This is a genomic window from Paenibacillus albidus (assembly GCF_014644435.1).
Taxonomy (GTDB): domain Bacteria; phylum Bacillota; class Bacilli; order Paenibacillales; family Paenibacillaceae; genus Paenibacillus_AQ; species Paenibacillus_AQ albidus.
In genome coordinates, this window is sequence record NZ_BMKR01000099.1 from 1 (window position 1) to 2,679 (window position 2,679).

Below are 2,679 nucleotides of genomic sequence, written 5' to 3' on the forward strand. Positions count from 1 at the left end.
GTGCAAGATATGGTATAAAATGGGTGATATACCCTCACCTTTATTCTTGCATGCCCTTACGGTTGTGCCAGGCCACCGCCTCCTCTAGTTCCTTCTTATCTCTCACTTAGCTAAAGGTGAAATCCTGCGAATTCATGAGCCTGCGTGAGAAAACTAAATCATTTCGAGGGAGCTTAATGAATGAATGAATGAATGATCGGTTCCTTTTAAGAACAATCTATAAATGGCATACATCAGGGCAAACAGGATTCCCCGAAGGACCACCTATGTCTTGTTTAATCTTTTCCCTCTGACCGGTGCAACGCCTCGACCAGTTCTACAAAGTGACGCCCGCGCTCTTCAAAGTTACGGTACTGGTCAAACGCAGTGCATGCAGGACTCAGCAGCACAGTGTCGCCCGGTGAGGCCAGCTTGTGCGTCTGCGCCACTGCCTCGGCCAGGCCTTCGCAGTAGATGATAGGCGGACAGCCCGCCACTCTTCGCGCCGCAGCCTCGATTTGACTTGCCGCTTCGCCGATCAACAGCAACACCTTAACATGATTAGGCAGTAGCCTAGCCATCTCGTCAAACGGTACTTTCTTATCTCGCCCGCCGGCGATCAGCAAAACTCGGCCCTCATGAGCATGCAGCGTGGCGATGGTCCGAGCGGGGCTGGAACCGATTGAATTGTTGTAATATTGGACACCGCACACAGTTGCCACCCACTGGTTTCGATGTTCCACGCCCACGAAGTTGCGCATCGTCTCCAGTATTGTCTCATCCGACACGGTCCCCCGTACAGCACTCATGGCAGCCATAACGTTTTCTACGTTGTACCACCCCGGCAAACGAATTTCACTGATAGGTAACAGACCGTCGATCACCCCATCGTGGACAGTATGCCCACCGAAATACTTGGTCTGCCCCCGTCCGCGCAGTGCAGCAGTCGCCGGATTATCGCCGTTTAAGACGGCAAAGTCGTCAGCAGTCTGAAAATCCAACAGGCGGCGCTTGGCGGCAGTATATTCATCCATGTCGAGGTGCCAGTCGAGGTGATTGGGCGAGAGGTTGGTTATCACCGCTACATGGGGAGAGCGCGTTATGTCCATCAGCTGAAAACTGGACAGCTCAACCGCGCACACATCCAGTGGTGACATTTCACCCACGCGCGTCAGCAGTGGCGTGCCAATGTTGCCGCCCAGATGTACTGTACGTCCCCCGTCAGCCAGCATGTCTGCAATCAGCGACGTGGTGGTGGTCTTACCGTCCGAACCGGTAACGCCGAAAATGGGACATGGACACAGCGCGAAGAACTCCTCCATCTCACTGGTCACACGGCTGCCGCCCGCGCGGGCTGAGTCTAGCGCCGGATGGTCTGGGCGCATGCCCGGAGTACGGAACACTGTGTCTCCCCCAACTCGATCCAGGTAATTCTCCCCTAAGTGCAACCTAACCCCCAGATCATCCCACTCCTTTCGGGGCAGGGCCTGGTTGCGATCGCGCACTGTGACGTGCGCCCCGGCCGAGCACAGCATACGGATAAGCGGTGCATTACTGACGCCGGCGCCGATGACAGTCACGTCCCGACCGGCCATTGATTGGATATAGGTGTCAAACGCAGGATTCATAAGCACCTCCGCTTAGTAAATGTCATTAAATAAAATATACCACAAATTGGAACTAACCTGCCAGTTAGCGCAACGAGAAGCAGCCGGTCCTCAAGGCTAGCTACTTCTGTCTGTATTGATCTTTCGTTTCCCGTTAGTTGAACGATCCACGTACTAAACGGATCTAAGCTTTATGAAAATACCCTTATTTTTTAGTGCATTTTATAATAAATGCAGCAGGTATTAATGCTGCCTTTTGATGTGTATACCACACTGCAGAATCTCCCGATTTTATTTCCTCTGTGATGACAACATCTTCAATCACTTTTTCAATTTGAAATCCAGACTGAATTAGCTCATTTATATATGTACTGAGTTTTAGTTGATTCATCATAGCTGGCAAGTCCCATGGTTCACACTGTTGAGGACCTTCCTCATGATAAGATTTTTTAATTACAAACTGCTCGCCTTCCTGTTTAATTCGATTATGTAACGGGTGCTCCCAGCTAAAAATAAAGGTCCCACCAGGTTTCAGGTAGCTGAATACTTGCTGTAATGTCATTGGCAAATCAACGGTCCAACCAATGGCGTAGATGGAATAAACGATATCAAAATACTCACTCGGAATACCAGGGTTCTTTTCCATTGGTCCTTGGAAAAGATTCAATTTTGATTTATGAGCCGAAAGCAAATCCCGCGCAGTCTCGATCTGAGTATCGGATAAGTCAATTCCCCAAAGCTCTGAGGCTCCACGTGAGGCCATGAAATTTAAAGAGTGGCCACTTCCGCAACCAATTTCTAAGACTATTTTATCCTCTATATCACCAAATAAGTTTAATTCGTTTTCTGTCGGCAAGAATGGGCCGTAAACTGGAAGTGCAGTCCTTCCAAAAAATCGGGGAGCTACTTCGTCCCAACTTTTCTTATTCGATAAAATATAGTCTTCCTTTATGGATTCCAACATGTAATTCCATCCTCCCAAGGTTAAATCTTACAACCGTCTTATATTCGATGTGTTTATTGAATTATCCTGCCCGTTAGAATTCCTGTAGAATGAATAATTTGGACTTTGTACAAAAAAGAGCACCTCTGT

The 2,679-nt window shown here is 48.8% G+C and carries 2 protein-coding genes; both read right to left on the reverse strand.

Translation table 11 applies throughout. The annotated features are described in order from the left end of the window. Window positions 1–275: 275 nt before the first annotated feature. Window positions 276–1,607: a UDP-N-acetylmuramoyl-L-alanine--D-glutamate ligase gene (gene murD / locus IEY53_RS34730; protein WP_189032911.1), complete on the reverse strand. Its 1,332-nt coding sequence runs from the start codon at window positions 1,605–1,607 to the stop codon at window positions 276–278. Window positions 1,608–1,791: 184 nt separating this feature from the next. Beyond that, window positions 1,792–2,550: a class I SAM-dependent methyltransferase gene (locus tag IEY53_RS34735; RefSeq protein WP_189032912.1), complete on the reverse strand. Its 759-nt coding sequence runs from the start codon at window positions 2,548–2,550 to the stop codon at window positions 1,792–1,794. Window positions 2,551–2,679: the final 129 nt, after the last annotated feature.

Bases quoted from the DNA above. Each gene is read 5' to 3' on its own strand.
- murD (WP_189032911.1), bottom strand. From the start codon at position 1,607: ATGAATCCTGCGTTTGACACCTATATCCAATCAATGGCCGGTCGGGAC.
- IEY53_RS34735 (WP_189032912.1), bottom strand. From the start codon at position 2,550: ATGTTGGAATCCATAAAGGAAGACTATATTTTATCGAATAAGAAAAGT.